Annotated in this window: 20 protein-coding genes and 2 pseudogenes; 10 read left to right on the forward strand and 12 right to left on the reverse strand. The window is 24.3% G+C overall.

Translation table 11 applies throughout. The features are described 5' to 3' along the window. Positions 1-187: 187 nt before the first annotated feature. From ABCP60_RS14300 to ABCP60_RS14335, 8 genes are all read right to left on the reverse strand, one after another. Complete coding sequence (locus tag ABCP60_RS14300) at positions 188-2,092, reverse strand: hypothetical protein (protein ID WP_343101962.1); 1,905 nt, start codon at positions 2,090-2,092, stop codon at positions 188-190. Between the two features lie 1,550 nt (positions 2,093-3,642). Continuing rightward, the gene (locus ABCP60_RS14305; RefSeq protein ID WP_343101963.1) at positions 3,643-3,999 is read right to left on the reverse strand and encodes a hypothetical protein; all 357 of its coding nucleotides are present in this window, start codon (positions 3,997-3,999) and stop codon (positions 3,643-3,645) included. 191 nt (positions 4,000-4,190) lie between these two features. Then, complete coding sequence (locus ABCP60_RS14310; RefSeq protein ID WP_343101964.1) at positions 4,191-4,313, reverse strand: hypothetical protein; 123 nt, start codon at positions 4,311-4,313, stop codon at positions 4,191-4,193. A 186-nt stretch (positions 4,314-4,499) separates the two neighbouring features. Further along, complete coding sequence (locus ABCP60_RS14315) at positions 4,500-4,640, reverse strand: hypothetical protein (protein WP_343101965.1); 141 nt, start codon at positions 4,638-4,640, stop codon at positions 4,500-4,502. 10 nt (positions 4,641-4,650) lie between these two features. After that, entirely contained in the window at positions 4,651-4,986 is a 336-nt protein-coding gene (locus ABCP60_RS14320) for a hypothetical protein (RefSeq protein ID WP_343101966.1), read from the reverse strand. A gap of 27 nt (positions 4,987-5,013) precedes the next feature. Continuing rightward, positions 5,014-5,340, reverse strand: a complete 327-nt coding sequence (locus ABCP60_RS14325; RefSeq protein ID WP_343101967.1) for a hypothetical protein — start codon at positions 5,338-5,340, stop codon at positions 5,014-5,016. Positions 5,341-5,372: 32 nt separating this feature from the next. Then, positions 5,373-6,509, reverse strand: a complete 1,137-nt coding sequence (locus ABCP60_RS14330; RefSeq protein ID WP_343101968.1) for a replication initiator protein A — start codon at positions 6,507-6,509, stop codon at positions 5,373-5,375. Between the two features lie 496 nt (positions 6,510-7,005). Beyond that, positions 7,006-7,407: a hypothetical protein gene (locus ABCP60_RS14335; RefSeq protein ID WP_343101969.1), complete on the reverse strand. Its 402-nt coding sequence runs from the start codon at positions 7,405-7,407 to the stop codon at positions 7,006-7,008. An 873-nt stretch (positions 7,408-8,280) separates the two neighbouring features. On the opposite strand from ABCP60_RS14335, the pseudogene ABCP60_RS14340 reads away from it, so the two are divergent. The 10 genes and pseudogenes from ABCP60_RS14340 to ABCP60_RS14385 all read left to right on the forward strand — a co-directional run. Beyond that, a pseudogene (locus ABCP60_RS14340) lies at positions 8,281-8,601 on the forward strand (S24 family peptidase); the annotation flags it as partial. Positions 8,602-8,726: 125 nt separating this feature from the next. Further along, a complete protein-coding gene (locus ABCP60_RS14345) occupies positions 8,727-8,948 on the forward strand; it encodes a hypothetical protein (protein WP_343101970.1) in 222 nt (73 codons plus the stop codon). A 155-nt stretch (positions 8,949-9,103) separates the two neighbouring features. Then, positions 9,104-9,256 (forward strand): hypothetical protein, encoded by a 153-nt coding sequence (locus tag ABCP60_RS14350; protein WP_343101971.1) that lies wholly within the window; start codon positions 9,104-9,106, stop codon positions 9,254-9,256. Between the two features lie 142 nt (positions 9,257-9,398). After that, a complete protein-coding gene (locus ABCP60_RS14355) occupies positions 9,399-11,951 on the forward strand; it encodes an FtsX-like permease family protein (RefSeq protein WP_343101972.1) in 2,553 nt (850 codons plus the stop codon). Between the two features lie 63 nt (positions 11,952-12,014). After that, positions 12,015-12,359 carry a hypothetical protein gene (locus ABCP60_RS14360; RefSeq protein ID WP_343101973.1) on the forward strand — a complete coding sequence of 115 codons (345 nt, stop codon included), beginning with the start codon at positions 12,015-12,017 and terminating at the stop codon, positions 12,357-12,359. A 35-nt stretch (positions 12,360-12,394) separates the two neighbouring features. Next, positions 12,395-12,655 carry a hypothetical protein gene (locus ABCP60_RS14365; RefSeq protein ID WP_343101974.1) on the forward strand — a complete coding sequence of 87 codons (261 nt, stop codon included), beginning with the start codon at positions 12,395-12,397 and terminating at the stop codon, positions 12,653-12,655. Positions 12,656-12,721: 66 nt separating this feature from the next. Then, a complete protein-coding gene (locus ABCP60_RS14370; protein WP_343101975.1) occupies positions 12,722-13,399 on the forward strand; it encodes an ABC transporter ATP-binding protein in 678 nt (225 codons plus the stop codon). A 697-nt stretch (positions 13,400-14,096) separates the two neighbouring features. Then, complete coding sequence (locus ABCP60_RS14375) at positions 14,097-16,625, forward strand: FtsX-like permease family protein (RefSeq protein ID WP_343101976.1); 2,529 nt, start codon at positions 14,097-14,099, stop codon at positions 16,623-16,625. A gap of 91 nt (positions 16,626-16,716) precedes the next feature. Beyond that, entirely contained in the window at positions 16,717-17,007 is a 291-nt protein-coding gene (locus tag ABCP60_RS14380; RefSeq protein ID WP_343101977.1) for a hypothetical protein, read from the forward strand. Between the two features lie 94 nt (positions 17,008-17,101). Continuing rightward, positions 17,102-17,729, forward strand: a pseudogene (locus tag ABCP60_RS14385) (ABC transporter ATP-binding protein). A 150-nt stretch (positions 17,730-17,879) separates the two neighbouring features. Here the strand turns inward: ABCP60_RS14385 and ABCP60_RS14390 are convergent. The 4 genes from ABCP60_RS14390 to ABCP60_RS14405 all read right to left on the reverse strand — a co-directional run. Beyond that, a complete protein-coding gene (locus ABCP60_RS14390) occupies positions 17,880-18,224 on the reverse strand; it encodes a hypothetical protein (RefSeq protein ID WP_343101978.1) in 345 nt (114 codons plus the stop codon). A gap of 9 nt (positions 18,225-18,233) precedes the next feature. Beyond that, positions 18,234-19,157, reverse strand: coding sequence for a ParM/StbA family protein (locus ABCP60_RS14395; protein ID WP_343101979.1), 924 nt, complete (start codon positions 19,155-19,157; stop codon positions 18,234-18,236). Between the two features lie 658 nt (positions 19,158-19,815). After that, a complete protein-coding gene (locus ABCP60_RS14400; RefSeq protein ID WP_343101980.1) occupies positions 19,816-19,947 on the reverse strand; it encodes a hypothetical protein in 132 nt (43 codons plus the stop codon). A 13-nt stretch (positions 19,948-19,960) separates the two neighbouring features. Next, positions 19,961-20,450: ArdC-like ssDNA-binding domain-containing protein (locus ABCP60_RS14405; RefSeq protein WP_343101981.1), on the reverse strand; the 490-nt coding region annotated here is incomplete at its 5' end.

The following is a 20,450-nucleotide window of genomic DNA, read 5'->3' on the forward strand; positions in this document are numbered from 1 at the left end:
CTGAATTACATTTGTATTATCAGTTTCACTTTTATTTTTAACTTTATCTTTACTAGAATCTATTGCTATATAAAATCCACTAGCAATTAATACTAATAATAAGACTACTAAACTAGCTCTACTATTCATTTTAAACACCATCCTTAAAAATATTTATTGGTATTAAGTAATTAATCATTTTTATATTCTAAGCACCACCTTTAAATAGGTCTAGCTCTTCTTTATTTACTTCTACATGGAACATTATATTATCAAATCCATTTATAGATAAAATACACTCTCCTTGTTTCAAATACGGTATTTTTAGTAACTCATTTTCTGAAATTTGACCAGAGAATATATCTGATAATAAAGATACAACATTATTATCTTGTTTCATTACAAATTTATATTGAGTTAATTCAAATAATGTTTTGATCTTTTCAAAAACTTCATTGTTTATATTAGCAGGAGCAACATCTCTTATACTTTGAGTTGCAAATATAAGACCACCAAAATACTTTCTTGCTTCTCTTTCAAAAGTAATTAAATACTCTACTGCCTTTGCACTACTAGAGTTTATTATTCTATGTGCTTCATCTATTAATATCATGTACTTTACACAATCTTCGGAAGCCTTTAAACCGTTATTAAAAGCATCCATTTCTTTACGTCCTTGAACTAATGAGTTATTCCAAAGTAAAGTTAATATACTAAATATCTGTGCATTAAATATTCTTTCATCAAAGTTACTTAAATTTCTAAGTTCAAAAGATATTATTTGTTCTTTATTAATATCTTTTATTGTTGAATGACCATCAAATAACATACCATAATCTCTAACAATCGAATCTATATTAAGTATTATAGATTCAAGTCTTTGTCTATGACTTTCACTTAGATTACTTTTTGGTGTTTTAGATTCAACATCCTCATATAATTCATTTTGTATATATATTAATAATTCGCTCATTGTAGGGTAATCTCTTACCTCATACTCTGTACATCTTGAAATATCTATATGTTTAAATCTATAGAAATTACTTACTAATGAATCAAACTCTCTGTGTTCATCAGAAGTACAATCGGGATTTAAAAACTTATACATCATACTTACTTTAGATAAGTGTGTCATAAAAGACTTTTCATTATCTACTTTATTTGTATTTTCATCTGTTATTGTTACTAGAACTTGTAAAGGATTTATCATTCCATCACTTCCATCAAGTGATATTGTTTTTCCACCTAAAGCATGAACTAAGCTCTTAAACTCTCCTACTATATCTAATATCCTTATTGTTTGTCCTTGTATTGCATTATTTAGTACTAGTTTCTTTAATAAAGTAGATTTACCACTTCCCATAGTTCCAACTATAACTGCATTGTATGATAATCTATCTTTTGTTTTAGTAAATAAATCAAATAATACATTTCCACCAGTAAATGTTGTGCCTAAAAACATTCCTGTTGGGTCATCTAAATGTGTGTAATGAAATGGATAACCAGCTCCTAATGCTTCCGAAGGAATTGCCTTACCCTTTCTTTTATTAATAAATTTCTCTTGTTCTAAATATCCATTAAATAAAGATTTCCACTCATACTCTTGTTCATTTAATAAAACTGCCCCCCTATAACCTCTTGATTCTAATTTTTCTAATATTTCCTTTACCTTGCTCCATAATTCCTCTACATTTGGAGCTGATACAAAGTATCTTATATGAACCATTTTTATTATTTCACCATTATTAGTTATATCTTCTGTTAAGCCTTGTAATGATTGATATGTGCTTTTTGCTTGTATTTGACCAACCTTACTTTTATCTTCATAGTATCTGTTTTCTTGCTCTACTAAAGACTTTTCTAGTTGCTTTAATATCTTTTGTTTATTAGCTGTTCCAATATCAATCGTAGTTATTACATCATTCATAGTTAATAGCCTTTCTAACCAAAAAGGCTTTACTTGTGATGGATAATCGTAAACATGAATACAAGTTTCAAAACCATCACCTTTTTGTATTATTCTTTCATCAAATTTAATTCCACCTTGTGGCTGAATTTGAGTTATTAAATATGGATCGTATTCATTTTTATTTATTTTTTTACTTGATTTCATTTTGTTACCTCCAAAATATTAAATTTATATATAATATAGTTGTATAGAGTTTGTATTTTATGAACTCTATACTTAATATAGATTAGTGCCTATATTTTAGATATTTGCTAAAATATAGGCACTTTTTATTTACTTTAAAGTTTTTTTGTCTTAAACTTATTTTTAGACCGTATATTTTGTATTACATTTTTTGCATTACAAAGGACTAGGATTTATACCTAGTCCAATTTTTATATTTTTAACTAAAAATCGAGCTTTTTTATTTACCTAAGTATTTTTTTTAGTTAAAATGTATTTAGTTTGTGAGTAATGTATATACTTCTAATATTGTTTTTCTTTGATAAAATGTTTTAGTTTGGAGTCAAAAAAACTAGGTTTTAAACCTAGTTTTTTTATTTACATATATATTTTTTTATATTAAAATATACTAAAAAATTATATAAAATGTGTTAAGTTTTCTATAAAAAAATGACTACTTATATAGTAGTCATTTTTTCTTTACTTTATATATAGTTTTATTATATTATATATATATAATTTACTAATACTTTTGCCAGTGTTATGTCCTTAAATGAAAGTTTTCACTAATATGTTTAAGAGTAACATTAGATGCAAAAAAAAGCTGGATTTTATATCTAGCTTTTTTATTTACATATTAATCATTTTAAGTTAAAATATATTTAATTCGTAAGGATTTTTTCTAGGTTGAATTTTTCTTTTAGTTTGTAGTCATAGTCGAAAAAACTAGGTTTTATACCTAGTTTTTTTATTTAGTATAAATTTAAAATCTATTTACTTATTTGTATACCTATTTTTCATAATAGGTACTTTTTTATTTTCTAAAATATATTTTTGATGTAAAATATATTTAGGTTATAAATATATCTTTTATATTTTTAATTTTATATATTTTCACTATACAAAAAAGGCTAGGTTTTATACCTAGTCTTTTTTTATATAATTTTATACATAAATAGGTGGTTTTTTATTTACTTTTTTTATAGATATGTTAATATATTTTTGAACAAAAAATCATAATTATTCCTTATTAAATTATATTGATTAATTTTATCAACCAAAAAAGACTATTTATATAAATAGTCTTTTTTAGTTGATTTATAAATAATTTCAGTATAAAATATATTTAATCTACTAATTAGTTTAATATATGCTATACACTGAAACTTAAATTTTTAGCTAATGAATTTAAAGCTATCACTAAGTTTTAAACACTGAGTAAAAAAACTAGATTTCATATCTAGTTTTTTTATTTACTTAAACATTTTTTTATATTAAAATGATTTTATTATTCATAATAAGTGGCAATATATGCCAAACTTACTTTTTTTGTTAAATTTCTTAGTGTTATATTTCTCAAAAGCTATATACTAAATGTATATAGCTTTTTTATTTACTTAATAATCATTTCATATTAAAATAAATATATATATCATTAAACCTCTTTAAAATTTCTGCTGTTTTTTAATATGTGTAGATGAAACACAAATAAAGCTATATACATTGGTATATAGCTTTATTTTTATTTATTTTTATATTTTAGAGTTATGATTGTTTAATTTAAACATTATCTTTATCTTTTTATCTAAATCTAAAGTACTTAAAGTTATAGCAGAACTTGTTAGTCTTAATAACTGTATTTCTCTTTCTCTTTTTGTTTTTTCATCCTCATAAAATACCATTAAATAAAATTCTTTATTTTTTCTTTTTTCTTCAATAGCAATTAATTGGTCGAGCCTTTTATTTAAGAAGTTTATATATATTTTATTATCAGTCATTTCCATCTTTTTAAGTATATGTTCTTGTTGAACTTGTGTATTTACTGGGAATGTCATTGATATTATTTTAATATCATCAATATAATTTCTTAAAAAGTTTGAGAAATCCATTATATGCCTATGTGCATCATCATTATTTAAAGAATTTAAATCTTTTGTACCTATTTGGAATATGTCTATATAACCATTTTTAGTTTTAAATGTTTCATCTTCTGCTATTTCTAAAAATGGAAGTAAATCAAAAGTATCTTTATCAATTTTTTTATACTCTTCTTTTAATGCCTTTTTCTCTTGTTTAGCTCTTATCTTTTCTTCTTTCTTAATTCTCCTTTTTTCTTTTCTTGATAACTTCTTAGGTTTACCTTTCTTTTTCTTAGACTTTTTCTTCTTACCTTTTGATTTTTTCTTTTTTTCCTTCGAGTCATTTATCTCTTCTTCTTGGTCGACCTTTTCATCTTCAATATTTGTATATTGACCTTCATTATATGAATTTATATTTTGATTAGTAGGTGTGTTGTTTAAATTAACAACATTTTCTGTTGCTTCCTGTATATTTCTCTTCTAAAAAATTCTTAAATTCTTTTAAATTCATATTTATTCACCCCTTGTAACTATTTATTTTCACTTTCTTTGCATAATTTATCTAGTTCATTTATTGATTCTTCCCATACTTCACATACACTTTTTCCAGTTTCTTTTGACTTTTTTTCAGCTATTTTTCTTAATTGCTCTGCTTTTTCTAAGATACTCATATCAAATCACCTACTCTATTTTTTCAAGACAATATCGCTTATTATACAAATACCCATGTTTAATATAAATGCTGACTGCTCTTTGATTTATACCTATTAGCTCTTGTATTTCAATCGAATCTTCACATATTAAAATTTCTTTTGTATGAATATCTGTAATTTTAACTTTATATCCCATACGACTTTTTCTTAGTAAGTTCTTCGACTTAACCTCACTATTAATTTCAAATATTGCTAAAGTTCTATTATAACTTAGCTTAGGATTAACAATACAAGCATATAATGCTAAGTAATTTCTCATAGTCAAATCATCTTCAAATGGATTATATGTTAATGCTTTAGCCATTATATATTCACTCTCCCTAAAATATATTTAGTATTTGTAATACTTATTTCCGTATACTTCAAAGTCAGTAGAATACTTTAGTTTTTCAAATCTATTACCACTCCAACGTATATAAAAGTCCTTATTTTTTTTTACAACTTGTCCTCTTGAAAAGTCTTTTTTTACATAATCATTAACAAAAACTTTATATTTATTTTTATCTACATAACCTGTATTTTCACATAAAGTAGACGGATCAATAGCTCTTTTACCTTCTAATTCATCATCAATGCATAACTTTAGAAACTTATCACCAATTAATTTACCATATATCCACTTATTGCAGTATCTCATTTTAGCTTTATATTCTCTCATAATATAGCTCCTTTGCATAAGTTTTTTATGTATTATATATTTTTAGGATAATCTAATCCATTCGCTTTAGCATAATCTATAGCATATTTCTTAGTAGTTTCAACACAATTCCAATTAGACTGAATACATCTTTCATACATCATCTTAGAAAAATCATTATCACTAGGTAGTTTTTGTTGTTTATCTATTTTGTTTTTATCAGACATTAATTGTAATTCATCATTCGTATACTTAGTAAATGTTTTATATTCTTCATCCATATTATCAAACTTATTTTTATTTGAATTCTTTTTAGAATTACATTTAAATCCATTATTAATATTTTTAGATTCTTTATAATTTTTATAGTCTATTTTATATTGCTCTAAAGTAGTGATACCTTTTTTATTCAATTTATCTATAACTTCTTTTATATAAGAATATTTTTTTACAACACTATCTTCAGATGCTGATATAAATATTTGTTCAAAAACATCTAATGATATATGAATATTTGATTTTAGCAAATTTATTGTATGAGGCATAAGTTTTTTCTCTAATTTAAAAGATTTATATAAGTTTATAAGTTTTGTTTGCTTATCATCATCAACAACAACTTTAAAATCAGTATTACTAAAATCAGTATTACTATACACGCAATTTGATTGTTCTAGTACGGTATTATCGACCGTTTTAGTACGGTCATTTTGTCCGTTCAAAGAATTTTCAATGTGATTAGCGTGATTATCTCTATACTTAGATATACGATTACGTTCTTTTTTACGTTTTACATCAACTTCATTAGAAAATGTATCTATATAACTATCTAACTCTGAAACAGTTACAAGAACCTTTTTAGGATATAAAAGATTTGATTTACCTTGTCCAACTTTTAATTCTTCTAACAATTCAAATTCAACTAATTCATCTCTTATTTTTCTAGCCTTTTTTTCAGAACATCCAAGTATCTTAGACATAGTTATTTGGTCACATTTTATGTAAAGTCTATTTTGTTTATCAAACCATCCATTTTTTATAGATAAAGAAACCCTATCTAAAAAGAACCCATATAATATTTTTGCATCATTACTTAATTTTTTTTCACCGTTGTACTTTTTTTCATATAAAAGAGCTTTTGGAATTTGTATATGTAATAATCTTAAATCTTCTTCAACTGTAAAATAACTCACTTTTATTCCCTCCTAAAATTATGTTATTATATTAAATCGATATATATTAAAAAAAGCCTTGATATATTAAAATATCAAGGCTTGGAAACTTCATAATATGTCAAGCTCTAAAGGGATAGATTATCCCCTTAGATACACGGATTTATGTACAATTAAAAGTTAGTAAAATTAATGCAATATATATAAGAAAATTCATTCTATATATTGAAATCTACAACAATTTATGCTAATATTATTACATATTAACAATTCGATTGTACAAAAATGAAGTCTATTCGCACAAGGTAATTTAATATTCGCAGAAAATATTAAATCCTATAATTATAAAGATGTCGCCAAACATTTTTATAATTCGTGAAAAGTGGACTTTTAAAATATGTAATTGTAAGTTTATTGTAATATAAAATTTACAAAAATACAAATATTTCTTTTTTATATTACAATAAAAGAGAAATAAAGAAGGGGAATATTAAGTTATTCTCCTTCTTTTTTGTATTTAAACACATTCTTTGTAATTTTTTAATTCGTTTAATTCTTTAATATTTGCAGTTATATATTTTGCTAAATATCTTTTTGCAATCAATCTTCCTTTAGGACTTATATCAAGAAATCTATTTTTTGATATGCCTAGAACCTTTTCAGCATGACAAGGTTTAGGAAATATATATTCTTTATTCGTTTTTATATCTTTAATAAAAAGCATTTTCTTTCGTCTTTTATCAATAAAATTTAAAACATAATCTTCAATTTCTAAATAGTGATTTTCACTCTGTATATTTATAAATCCAAGAATATTCGCTTTAATATACCACTCCAACTCTTCACCATTTAGTAAACCATATTCCAATAAATCTCTTGAAATATCATTTAATAAATTCATATCTTTTTTTGTGAGCATATTTCGACACCTCTTTGACAAAATTTTACAATAAAAACGTTTTTTAGATAATATCATAAAAATTGCAAAAAGTACATGAATTTATTTTGAATTCAAATAAAATGAATTATATATAAAACTATTTTAGAAAAAATGAAAGAAAGTTCATAAATAAGAGCCATTGATATTTATAGTTAAATATTACATTATTAAAAAAATTGAATATAAAATATTTCGCTTATAAAAATAATATCAAAAAAATACTATAAATAAAGACTTAAAATGAAAACGTTTTCTTAGTAGTATAGATATAACAACATAAATAAAAGGGGGTTATATAATGACAAAAAATAAAAGAAGAAATATTGCTTTATGTTTAACCAAATGAAACTACCTATTGTATAAAAATAAAAAAGGAGCAATAGTTATACTTTTGCTCCTTTTTTACTTACGATGGTTAAAAGATACCTAGAAAGGTTTAATTCATATTATCAAAAAAAGAATTTAGAAGTCAGATGATTTTACCTATAGTTATAAGTTTTTTATAAAAAAAACATACATCAAAAAACAACAAAATCAAAAGACTAGGAATTATATTGAAAAACCTAGTCTTTTGATAATAAAACAGAAACTATTCATTGATTTTAAGATTGTCTAAATACATATCCTTAATAAAATAATATTATATTATTTTTAATTTTTCAAATAAAAATACATATGTTTATAAAATAATTTTTATTAATATTAAAGTATGTCAAAAAGTAAATGTAATGAACAACTGATAGATTGTGAAGGGATGATTACATTGATGAATCTATGCCTAAAATAAAACTTTTAGAACAAGTTTACGCTGGATGTCCAAATCTTGCTTGAGAAAATAGCAATACTTTTGTAAAAGTTCCTTATTCTCTTTTATGTTCAAGTAAAGATTACTTTTTCCTTCAAGTTAGTGGAGATAGTATGGATAAAATATATTCTCCTAATGAGCTTTTACTTATTGATAAAACTAATGCTGCTAATAATGACGATATGATTACTGCTCTTATTGGTACTGACGAATGTACTCTTAAAGTATATGAGAAACTTAACGATACTATTTATCTAACTCCTCATAGTACAAACCCAGTACATAAAGTACAAGAATATGATACAAACGAAGTACCTTGTCATATAATTGTTGTTACAAAGATTATGAATAGTATAATGTATCTATAAGTATTGATGGAACAAAGGAATCTCATGATATAAATAGAGTTTTTGAGGATGGACGAGGATCTTATGATTTAGTAATAAAAGATGCAAACACTCTCATTGATAGTGGAATAAGTCTTAGATGTAGAATGACATTTAATACCAATAACATACATGAATTATATGAAAGTATTGTTAGTATGGAGGGATTTGGATTTAAATATATTGTTCCTGTAATTGATAGTTATGATAATTGGGACAAAACGCACATGGATACTTATAGTAAAGAATTAGAAAAACTAGTTAGTAATAAGAATATTAACTCAAAAAATAATATATCCATATTAGATAAAAAACTTATTAGTAAATAGAAGGGTGACTAATTTGTAATATATAATTCACTTTAAAGTAAGTTTAGTGAGATAAATTATAATTATAAAGATTAAACAAGTTCAAGTAAATAGAGGTAAATATGGAAGTAGTAAAAGTAGAGAATATAAATCTATTTATCCATGTACACTAGCTAATGAAAATAACTGAAAAAATAAAATTAGAAGACGTAGAAGTTCAATCAGATCATTGTAAAGCATATTGGACAGAAGAAGGTAAAAGAGGTAGATTTGATTGTAAGAAAGACTGTTATGAATTTACTTCACCATATCTTTCAATACGCTATTAAAATTGAAAATACATATTATTTATATAAAAAAGTATTATTATAGCTAGAATTAGCTAGCTTTAGTTAATATTAAAAAATAAAGTGCTGTAAATAAAATTTATTTTTTAATATTAACTAAATTTTATTTATTGGGGGATTTAATATGAATATATATTTTAAAATGGCTATATCATACTTAAAGCAAAGTAAACTTAGAACAACATTGTTAGTTTTAGGGGTAGCACTTGGAGTTATGCTAGTATTTGGAGTTGATATAATAACAGAATCACAACAAAAAAATGATTTAGATACTGTAAGAAAACTTTACGGTGGATATCATGCAATGTTTAAAGATTTAGATAAAAATATCGTAGAGAAGTTTAAAACTGATGAAAATATTTCAAAAATAACGACAGTACAAAATTTAGGGGACGCAGTTAATTCTCAAGGAATATCTGTTAAATTGAATTCAGCAGATAAAGATTTTATCAACCAACAAGGATATAAATTAACTGCAGGAAGACTTCCAAATTCTCAAGATGAAATAGTATTAGAAAAAGAAGCTCTTAAAAAGATGAAAGTTCCTGAAAAATTAAATACGACGGTAAATTTTACAGTTAAAAAAACATATAAAGAAGAGAATGGCGATAAAAGTACAGCAAATGTAAAGAAGAGCTTTAAAATCGTAGGTATCATTGAAAAACCAAAGTCTTACTATGAGGATTTTTATAGATTAAATGCATTTACATATGATAATAAACCTAATATGGGTATTTTACCACAAAATCTAGTTACATATGATAGTCTTATAAAACTTAAATCTGGAGAGGTAAATATTGGTGGTGAGCTATCTAAATTAGTAAAAAAAAATAATATAGCTAGAGGAAGTTATGAAGAAAATGTTAGATTGAGTCAATTGCTGATGGAGATAAATGATAGCAATGACCCATCTGAAGAGATCAAAGATAAATTCATTATAGCAGTTGCATCCATAGTTTTAGTATACAATATATTCAATATATCTTTAAATGAAACAATAAATCAAATGGGAATGATGAGACTTATTGGAGCATCAAAAAATAAAGTCAGACTTATTTTATTGTATCAAAGTATTATAGTTATGATACTTGGAGTTTCTATAGGGCTTTTGGGCGGTGTTATATTTTCTTATATAGGTATAAATATACTTAAATATTCTTTTATAAACATAGAATTAGAAGATCCTAAGGTATATGTAAGTTTGCACAATCTTATAAAATCAATACTTATCGGTGCTGGCTCTGTATTAATTGCAAGTATTATACCAATATGGATATCTGGGAGAATATCACCAATAGAGTCTATAAGAAAAACTGATAAAACAAAGAGACAAGTTACTTCTGGCATTGGGGATAAATTGTTATTTAAAATATTTGGGTTTGAAGGTGTAATGGCATTTAAAAATATATCTAGAAATAAAATAAGAACAATTATATCTATAATATCAATTGCATTAGGAGGTTATCTATTTATATGGACATTTGATACATCAATTGTAGATGACATTGATAGATATAGTGAATATCAAGGGCAAATAAGTTCTTATGATTTGACTATTGGATCTGATATAAATACAGATAAAGTAAATGTAGGTTATACTAAAGAAGATATTGAGGATATTAAAAAATTAAGTGGCGTAAAAGATGTTAATTATAAACAAGATTTTGAGGTTAATATAGTTTCAGATAGCAATAAAATGAATAAGGAATATCTAAAATACAATGCACTTAAAGGTTCGGGAACCATAGTTAATGGTGCTAATCTAAAGTTATTTACAGATACTGATATAAAGGGATTGAAGGATTTTATTTCAGAGGGAAGTATTGATAATTTATATAAAAAAATAGATGGATATCCAAACGTAGCAGTGTCAAATTATTACTATGATATAATAAATGATTCCTCATTTAAGAAAGTATATAACGAGGTAAAAATAGGTGATATTTTAACACTAAAAATTCCATTTAATGAAAATGGAAGTACAATTTATAAAACTAAAAAAGTTAGAGTTGGAGCAATTTTAGGGGAGAAATGGAAGGCTAAGGCTTCAGGAAGATATATTGAAATGATTACATCTGATAAGAATTTAGGAGTTTTATCAAATCCAGATAGTTACTCAGTGATAAGTGTAAAACTACAGAATGAAAATGATGAAAAGACAATTAATGAGATAAATAAAATTGTTAGTAAAAGAGGTATCCCGAGTATTAAAAGAACTTTGGGTGTAAAAAAACAAAATCAAATGGATAGAGATCAATTTGTAAAATATAAAACGCTACAAATAGTTCTTATATTACTAATTTCAACAATCAATATATTCTGTACAATAAGAACAAATCTATTAGTTAGGATGAAAGAATTTTCAACACTAAGAGCTATTGGGATGTCGGTAAAAAGTCTTGGAAATATACTATACTTTGAAGCTTTGATGTATGGTTTATTTAGCTCATTAATAGCAGGTATATTAGCGTGTATAAAGTCAATTACATTTTTAAACTATGTAAATGGAACACGCCAAGATATGGGTGGAGCTATGTTTGCAGAATTTAAATTACCTATTATACCTTGGATAGATTTTACATTAATAGCTATAGCTTTATGTATAGTTACTACAAGTTTCTCTAAGAAGTACATAAATAGAATAAGTATTATAGAAGGCACAAAAAGTAATGAATAAATCTACAATATGTGTATGTAATATAGGTAGAAATATAGATAAATGGCAAGAATAAAAACGTAAATGAGCATATATTTTTACGAAAAAATCACAGATATATCAAATAATGAAAATATAGTTTTAGTAAGCAACAATATGACTGGTAACTGGGTTAAGATCCCAAAGGAATGCTATGAGGTTATAAAGGATGCAACAAATAAAAAAATCATTCTAGAAGAGAAGGTAAACTTATTTGTAGATGAAGACAAAGAGTATTATAAAAAGGTGCTGAAAAGTTTGAAAAATTTAGGGGTGACAAGTGAAGAAATTATAGAAAAAATAAATTATAGTTTTGTACCTAAAATAACATTATCCATCACAAATAGGTGTAACCTACATTGTGAGTATTACTGTACAGATTACATATAAAAGAAACAGATAAATTAAGTTTAGATGATTTAAAGATGATAGAAGATAAAATTTTAAATATTATTAAAAGGAAATTTGATGTAAGGGAGATAGATTTAAGCTTTTTAGAGAATTATTCTACATTCAATAATTTTACTAATATAGGAAATCATAATGCTTTTAATTTTCTTACAGAGATAAATAGAGAATTTGAGATTGACATAGATTATAAGGGGAGATTTCTATATGAATTAGAAGATTTAGTATATAAATATTTAAATTTAAGTAATAGTAATAACTTAGAAGAAACAAAATAGATATCTTAAATACTTAGTTTAACAATTAAATAATAAGTAAAATTTGTAATAAACACGGAGGAGAGTATGAAGAAATTAAGAGTAGAAAAGCTAAAAAAAATATATGGAAAAGGTGAAAGTGAAGTATATGCTTTAGCAGGTATTGACATAGAAATAGAACAACAAAAATTCACAGTAATAGTAGGGCAAAGTGGCTCAGGGAAAAGTACATTACTTCATTGCATGGCTGGCCTAGATAAGCCAACATCAGGAAATGTTTTTTTAGATAATAAAGATATTTATAAGTTAAATGATGATAATCTTTCCAAAATAAGAAGAGAAGAATTTGGTTTTATATTCCAAAGTTTTAATTTGATTCCAGTAATTAGTGTATATGATAATATAGTTTTACCTATATCACTTGATGGAAAACAACCAGATAAAGAGTATATAAATAATCTTCTAGATAAACTTAGCCTAACTTCACAAATTAAAAAGTTTCCAAATCAGCTTTCAGGCGGACAGCAACAAAGAGTTGCTATAGCTAGAGCTTTAGCAAACAAGCCTTCAGTTATTTTTGCGGATGAGCCAACAGGAAACTTAGATAGTAAGACTACAAAAGAAGTAATGGATATGCTTAAGATGTGCGTAGAAGAGTTCAATCAAACCTTAGTTATGATAACTCACAATGATGAGATCGCAAATACTGCAGATAGAATAGTAACTATAAGTGATGGAAAGATAGTAGGAGATAAAGAAAATTAACAAACTCTATTAATTATTGAAATAGCAAAAATTCAAGAAAGTAAATGATAATGGAGAGATGGATTTGGACAATTCTAAAAATATAAAAAGGTTTTTAAAAATAATATTTGAATTTATTAAAACTGAATATATGGAGTTGGTACTAGAAAAGGTTAGTACCGTAAAATATTCAACCACTGCTAATACGTTTGAGTTTATCTAAAAATACACCGTAGTCTATTTAAAAAGACTAAATTTAAAAATATCTACCGTTTAAGGTAGTAGTGGAAGACACCGTCCGAAGTAGCTTGGCTTTGTAACCAATTCTGTTGTACTGTTTAATTATAAATAAGTGTGTCAACATTAGAATCAATAATATGGAAAAGTTGCTAGTAAAAAGTTAAGCTAATAAAAATAACTGAATAATAACATGTACACTTAAAACATTTAGTTATTTTTAAATATATTAAATGTAATAAATACATTAGGAGGTAAAAAAATATAATTAAAGGATTTAAGTATAAATGGTAGATATGAGTCTGATCCATGTAAAATTAATTACGACAAACATGGGACACTTAGAAGTGATGATTGCATGTATGATTGTAGAAAAGGACCTACTGCAAATACAAGCATAGCATATTTCCTGTTTTTTAATTCCTAAATAAGAACAGTCTTCTTACTTTTTTGCATTATGAAAGGGGGGCTTGGAGTAATTATGATAAACGTTTTTGTGGGGTATATAAAGAAAAATAAAGTTAAAATGATTTTAATGATATTGCCAGTTATGTTAACAGTGGGAGTTTTATTTGCAAACTCTGTTTCAAAAAATAGTCAGGCTAAGTATGTTAATGATGTTATATATAAAAATTTTCCTGTATTTCAAGCAGAGATAGTTAATCTTGAAAAAAATAAATTAAGAGAGTTAAAAGATTTAGATAATGTGAAAAGTTATAAGGTTGTAAATTATTATGGTGAAGCAAGCTATAAAAATTTAAGTACAAATCCAATAGAATCTTTTGATAAAGATTATTTCGATTCTTATAGATTAAATTTATTAGATGGTACGTATCCAAGTATCAAAAACGAAATAATAGTTTCTAGTGATTTTATAAAGGATACAAAGCTAAATCTAAATGATAGTATTATATTAAATATTCAAAAGGAATATGTTGGAAATGATAATGTTAGAACAGTATATAATGATAAACAAGATTTTAAAATAGTAGGTATTTATACCTCTCCAGATGTAATGAAAACATATGGTGGGTTTAATAATATATTGGCTAGTAAATTAGATGGTATTCCTGATGAAGCAATTACATACAATGGATACATAAACTTGAAAACAGGATTCAATAACATTGCAAAAGAAGTAAACATGGTGAGTTATTCTTTAGATTCAAGTTCTGATTATATACTTTTAAATGAAGCCTTTGAAAGAGTTATGGAAGAAAGTTATAGTTTATCTTCACAATTTGATATTTTTGATAAGATAACAATAATAGCATCTGCATTGTTAATATTTAATATATTTGTTCTAATGATTAGAGAAATTACTAAAGAGTTAGGGCTTTTAAGAGTTGTTGGTATGTCAAAGAAACAGACTACTATGTTCCTTATATTGAAAAACCTTGTCATATTGATATGTGGAATAGTATCTGGATTAATTTTAGGTCATATACTTGCATACATAGCTACTAGAAATTTTGTATTAACTTCAGCGTCTATAGATCCACGTAATGCACCTATTATTTATAGATCTATTGATTATATGAGACCTATTATAGTTATGACAATAACAATATTTATATCAACTTTGATACCAATATTTAGGTTAGTAAAAACATCTCCAATACAATTATATTCCAATTATGTGACAACAAATAGCAAGCTAAATAAGGCACTTAATAGGATTTTTACTGAAAAAACTAAATCTCTTACAAGTAGTTTGGCTATTAATAATATATTTCTAAACTTTATTCCTGTAGTGTTAAGTAGCGTAATTATTGGAATTTCAGGATATTTATATATGTGTAATTATATTTCAACAGATGCTGATAAAATATATATAAGTCCTGAATTACAAAATTTAGACGGTTATGATATAGAACTTAAACACAATGGCGATATATCACCTCTAATTGATGGATATACAATGCATGATGTTAATAATATAAAAAAAATTACTGAAGTTGATGATATTAAAATAGCGAATACTGATAATTGCTACTTGGATATTGATAAGTCTAGAATATCAGAAAAGTACAAACAACAGAATATGATATCAAAAGATTCGAAAATAAGTGATTTTAGAATGAATTTAGTAGCTTTAGATAAAGAAAGCTTAGATAAAATGATAAAAGAAGAAAATCTTTTGGAACAAGGTAATCCAATTAAAGAAAATAATAGCGATATTCCTGAAGTTATTTTGTTTAATAAATACTACGACTATAGAGACGCTAATGTTAATAATTTTATAAATGATATAAATGAAGGTGATATCTTAGAAGTAAACATTAAGGGGTTAGATAAAAACAACAATGTTATTTATAAAAAACAAAAAGTTAAGGTAGCTGGATTTTTCTCAAAATCTTGGCTAGATTTAAATGATTCAGAACGTCTTGTACCAGATATGATTATGAGTTTAGAAGATTATGAAAATATTGCAAATCTAAATACTTTTACTTCTATAAAAGTTAGTTTTAATAGTGAAAACAAAAATGATTCAATAAATAAAGTTATTAAAATGATGGAAAGTAAAAGATATTTTGATTACGATACCTTTGATAAAATACTTAAAGAAATGAATGCAATATCTTGGCAAATGAAACTTAAAAAATTGAGTACATCATATATATTAGGACTTTTGACTATGATAAATATTTTCTTTATTATTGTCGCAAATGTGATAATAAGAAAAAAAGACTATTCTATAATGAGGGCTATTGGTATGCCTAAGAGAGTTTTAAGAAGTATAATTATAAAAGAAGGATTATTTTATTCTTTATTAGGATCTATTATTGGGATTATAATGATACTTTTGGATAATATTAGATGGACAAGCCATTTACAAGCAAGGTCTATAGCAAAAGGATTTGAGTATACAGGTAAATGGTATGACCTTCCTTATAAATATATTCTTATATTTGTAATACTATCAATTTTAATTTGTACAATATCGTCTTTATTTGCATACAAAAAAACAAAAGATATGAAATTTATAGATTCAATGAATGAAGATTAATGTATATATTCTAATATTTAAATTTAATAAATAAAAATATTCTTTTGAGCTTATAAAAAGAAGTTTATGTACTGAAGAAATAGATATCAGCATGAATTGTTTAGATGATTTCTATTTAATAGATAGCATTAATAAAAAACATATATTGTATAATATTTTGGATATTATAAATGATAATTTTACTACTAAAACTGTAGAAGTTTCATCAATAGCGAAATATTCAATATTTAATGAATTAACCAATATAAATAAACACAATGCATATGATTTTCTTACTAAAGTTAATAATAAATTTAAAATAAATATAGACTATAAAAATATTTATTTATATGAGTTAGCAAATATTAATTTATTAGTAAGTTTAATAAAAAGCTATGTTTAATCAACAAACATTTAAATAAGAAAGGAATTTTTTTTAAATGAAAAAGCTAAAAGCAATAAATATAAAAAAAATTTAGGGGAAAGGCGAAAGTAAAATTGCGGCTATTGATAATATTAGTCTAGAAATAGAACCATGTAAATTTACAGCAATAATCGGACCTAGTGGTTCTGGAAAAAGTACTTTACTTCAATGTATGGCTGGATTGGATAAGCCATCGTCAGGAAATGTATATTTAGATGATATTGACTTATATAAATTAAATGATGATACACTATCTCAGACAAGAAGACAAGAAGACAAGAAGACAAGAATTTGGGTTTATATTTCAAAGCTATAACCTAATACCTGTAATAAATGTTTATGATAATATAATTTTACCAGTAAAACTAGATGGAAAAAAAGAAGATAAAAAATACATAAATGATCTCGTTGAAAAACTTGGAATAAAAAATCAAATAAATAAATTTCCAAATGAGCTTTCTGGAGGACAACAACAAAGAGTTGCAATTGCTCGAGCTTTAGCTAACAAACCATCATTAATATTTGCAGATGAACCTACTGGAAATCTAGATTCAAAATCTACTGAAGAGGTGATGGATATTTTAAATGTAGCTGTCAAAGAGTTTAATCAAACACTCGTTATGATTACTCATAACAATGAAATTGCTAAAAGAGCTAACAAGATAATTAAAATAAGTGATGGTAAAATAATAAATAATTAATTTTAACCAGAATGAAAGTGAGAACAGAATACAATTTGGAAAGAATAATTAATGAAAAAAATAGAATAGATACTTAATAATAAGGAACAGAAAATATTTGCACATATAATAGAAAAGACAACATTAAAATTAATGTTGTCTTTTTTTATTTTAAAAATCTATATCTATTCCACAATTATCTACCATTTTTTCTAATTCATCATCATATTCTTTTAAAATGTTATGTTCTTTATCTGTTGTTTTTTTATTTATATATTCACCATTAATATTTATTTCATTTGCATTTATATTTAAAGATATTGTAGATAACATATCTCTAATAATTCCTTTAACCTCTTCTTTTTGTTCATTATTTAATGATTTCTTAGATTTAAAATATACTTCTCCTAAACATCTTATTGCATCTACTTTTTTCCCTTTATAATTTTTGAAAAAATCTATTAATTCTCTATCATTGTCTGTATCAAGTGTTACATTAACTGAATATTTTTCCATTTAATCACCTTATTTCAATTTCATTTTAAGTATTTTATCATAAGCCTCAACATTAGCATTTTGTGAATTATGTTCTAATTTTGCATGTGGTATTATATCTCTTATATCTGTTTCTAATAAGATTGCACCTCCACCTATTAAAACAACTTCATTCCCTTGTAAATCAAAATTAGCTTGTTTTATATCATTTATAAAATCTAATGTATGGTAGTATTTTATATCTTCTATATATTTATCTATCGATCTAGTTTCTCCATTTACAATGAAAACTCTATCTTGTACCATAGTTTCAACATCATCTGAATTAAACTTTGTCCCAAATTCTTTATTCATTTGTTTTGCTATTTTAGAGTAAAGTTTTATACACCCTTTTTCTAAAGTCAAAGTTGTTTGAAGTTTACCTTTAATAATTTCTGAAGCATCTATGGTTCCACTTCCAACATCTATTACAACTACTCTACTATCTGAATATCTTTTATTAGTTATTATCGGAGCTAACCCTTGTGGTAGAACCATAACTCTATTTATCTTTATATGTTGCTCCATTCCTACCTTATTTATTTTAATCTTAAACTCTTTTCCTTTTAATAGTTGAACTATGCCTTCTTTTTGTTTTTCAAAATACTCTGATGGTGTACCTAAACATAAATCTATTTCAATGTCTTTTTCAGTTTTGTATGATAACCCAATACTTACAAGTGTTGATACTATAAAATGATTTCTTCCAAATCTACTTGTTAATTTATCTTGGTCACTATTATAAGAATTATTATTCTCACCTACGATATAATTCTGATTATCATACTCTACTTGAATTACATCTTCATTATAATTATCTACACCTAACTTTACAGTACTTTTAAATTTTACATTTGATGGATGTACTTTTATATATCCATATCCATTGTCTATTGATAATGATTTTAAATTCATATTTATATTTCTCCTTTGTTTATTATTATACTTTAATTATATACTTATTTTTTTATGTTTGTAAATACTTATTCAAGTAAAATACTTATTTTTTATAAGTATTTTACTTGAATATTGAAATTTCAATATTCTTTTTTATTTTATTATAATTTTTATAAATATAATATATATATTTTTTAGATATATATATGCAATAAAAGTAAAATACTTTTAAATTTTAAGTATTTTACTTTTATTGCATATCCCTTAAACCTTCAACAAAACCTTACTCTTTACTAAAATATTTATGACTTACTTCAATTTTTATATTTTCCTATCTAAATTTAAATATTTTGAACTAACTTTTGTATAAAAAACTTTTTTGTATCAATTTTTTTAAGCAATTCTATACCAATAAGTATTTAAATTATTTTGAAATATTTCATATATTTTTTCTAGTATTTTTGACATATAAATTGTGTAAAAAACTTCACTATGTCAAAAAGTACACTTTTTGACATATAATAATATCAATAAAAACTTTTTCCAATTATAATGATAATCATTTGATTTTTAAAAATTTTTTCGGTAGTATGATATAATCCTTTCTTTATTGTTTTAATTTATTGTCAAAAATAAAAGAGAGCAATAGGTCAGTTATTGCTCTTTTTATTAAACTTTATTTTTCATTTATATATTTATTTAATAATTGTTTTTGATTTTCTAGAGTATTTTGTTTAACTTTTGTTGTAAATCCATATATATAATCTCCAACATATTCTTTTATTCTTAATACTCTATCATCTATCATTGCAATGACTATATCACCTTTTATGAGTTTCTTCATCATAGAAGTTCTTTACTGGTGTTGGAACTAAAATTTGTATGCCCTTTTCCCCCTTATTAACAGTAAATCCATTATCTTTCCAAAATTTAAATGAGCCTACAGCTATAGCTCCTTTAAATTGCTTTTCAATCATTGAACAATTTCCAATAGAGTATTTATAAAATTTAGCCATATATGAAAGATATTTTTTTATATGCTTTGGACTTTCAAAATAACTATTTAGTTTTTCATTAGTAGCTTTTATAATATCATCTACAGTTTCTTTAGTAGTTTCTTTTTTATATTCTTCTTTTGTATTTTTAACTTTTTTTCTATATGCTCTATCAACTAATTCTTTTGAATTAGACATAGAATCTACATTATCAACCTCAACTAATTCTATATCAAAAGCAGATGAAGTGTTTCTTAAAAAGTCTAATTGTCTTTCTTTAAAATCATTAGAAAAAGTTCTTCCAAAGTCTTTTAAT

The organism is Romboutsia sp. MSSM.1001216sp_RTP31141st1_G3_RTP31141_220114 (assembly GCF_039031195.1).
Lineage (GTDB): Bacteria > Bacillota > Clostridia > Peptostreptococcales > Peptostreptococcaceae > Romboutsia_C > Romboutsia_C hominis.

Coding starts and splice junctions, on each gene's coding strand:
- ABCP60_RS14400 (WP_343101980.1), bottom strand. CDS start 19,947: ATGATAGATGATAGAGTATTAAGAATAAAAGAATATGTTGGAGATTAT.
- ABCP60_RS14390 (WP_343101978.1), bottom strand. CDS start 18,224: ATGGAAAAATATTCAGTTAATGTAACACTTGATACAGACAATGATAGA.
- ABCP60_RS14350 (WP_343101971.1), top strand. CDS start 9,104: ATGAAAATAACTGAAAAAATAAAATTAGAAGACGTAGAAGTTCAATCA.
- ABCP60_RS14300 (WP_343101962.1), bottom strand. CDS start 2,092: ATGAAATCAAGTAAAAAAATAAATAAAAATGAATACGATCCATATTTA.
- ABCP60_RS14305 (WP_343101963.1), bottom strand. CDS start 3,999: ATGGATTTCTCAAACTTTTTAAGAAATTATATTGATGATATTAAAATA.
- ABCP60_RS14395 (WP_343101979.1), bottom strand. CDS start 19,157: ATGAATTTAAAATCATTATCAATAGACAATGGATATGGATATATAAAA.
- ABCP60_RS14335 (WP_343101969.1), bottom strand. CDS start 7,407: ATGCTCACAAAAAAAGATATGAATTTATTAAATGATATTTCAAGAGAT.
- ABCP60_RS14345 (WP_343101970.1), top strand. CDS start 8,727: ATGACATTTAATACCAATAACATACATGAATTATATGAAAGTATTGTT.
- ABCP60_RS14370 (WP_343101975.1), top strand. CDS start 12,722: ATGAAGAAATTAAGAGTAGAAAAGCTAAAAAAAATATATGGAAAAGGT.
- ABCP60_RS14325 (WP_343101967.1), bottom strand. CDS start 5,340: ATGAGAGAATATAAAGCTAAAATGAGATACTGCAATAAGTGGATATAT.
- ABCP60_RS14375 (WP_343101976.1), top strand. CDS start 14,097: ATGATAAACGTTTTTGTGGGGTATATAAAGAAAAATAAAGTTAAAATG.
- ABCP60_RS14360 (WP_343101973.1), top strand. CDS start 12,015: ATGAGCATATATTTTTACGAAAAAATCACAGATATATCAAATAATGAA.
- ABCP60_RS14315 (WP_343101965.1), bottom strand. CDS start 4,640: ATGAGTATCTTAGAAAAAGCAGAGCAATTAAGAAAAATAGCTGAAAAA.
- ABCP60_RS14355 (WP_343101972.1), top strand. CDS start 9,399: ATGAATATATATTTTAAAATGGCTATATCATACTTAAAGCAAAGTAAA.
- ABCP60_RS14365 (WP_343101974.1), top strand. CDS start 12,395: ATGATAGAAGATAAAATTTTAAATATTATTAAAAGGAAATTTGATGTA.
- ABCP60_RS14310 (WP_343101964.1), bottom strand. CDS start 4,313: ATGACTCGAAGGAAAAAAAGAAAAAATCAAAAGGTAAGAAGAAAAAGT.
- ABCP60_RS14380 (WP_343101977.1), top strand. CDS start 16,717: ATGAATTGTTTAGATGATTTCTATTTAATAGATAGCATTAATAAAAAA.
- ABCP60_RS14320 (WP_343101966.1), bottom strand. CDS start 4,986: ATGGCTAAAGCATTAACATATAATCCATTTGAAGATGATTTGACTATG.